Origin of the sequence: Mesorhizobium sp. M7A.F.Ca.US.014.04.1.1 (assembly GCF_003998745.1) — a bacterium.
GTDB classification, from domain to species: domain Bacteria; phylum Pseudomonadota; class Alphaproteobacteria; order Rhizobiales; family Rhizobiaceae; genus Mesorhizobium; species Mesorhizobium ciceri.
The window spans coordinates 1-407 of record NZ_RZRW01001507.1 but is presented as its reverse complement, the minus strand read 5'-3'; the positions used below and the strand labels follow the sequence as shown (position 1 = coordinate 407).

The 407-nt window shown below is 58.7% G+C and carries 1 protein-coding gene; it reads right to left on the bottom strand.

Annotation, left to right across the window (positions count from 1 at the left end; all coding sequences use genetic code 11):
- Nucleotides 1-407 (bottom strand): type VI secretion protein IcmF/TssM N-terminal domain-containing protein (locus tag EOA22_RS37355; protein ID WP_281040829.1); only part of this gene is annotated, 407 nt, incomplete at both ends.

Below are 407 nucleotides of genomic sequence, written 5' to 3'. Positions count from 1 at the left end.
CGTCGGCCAGTCGTTTTGCCAGCGCATCGAATTCGGCAGGGGCTCCAGCGGCCATGTTCCTGTCGCGCTCCGCGGTCTGGAATGTCGCGCCCCACACCTTGCGCCTTCGTGACTCGTCGAAACCGCCGAAGTAGTCCATGAAACCGGAGACAAGATCGGCCTTGGTGAAAATCAGATAGACTGGAAACTGAACTTTCAGCGTCTCGTGGATTTCCCTCAGCCGGTTGCGTATCTCGGCGACGTGGGTATCTAGCTGCCGGTCGTCGAAGCTCATCAGATCGGCAAGGCTGATGGCCAGGATGACGCCGTTTATCGGTTGCCGGGCGCGGTGCTTCTTGAGCAGTGACAGGAAGGAGAGCCAGCTCTTCTTGTCGCTCTCAGCATTGGAATCCTGCGTCGTGTAGCGA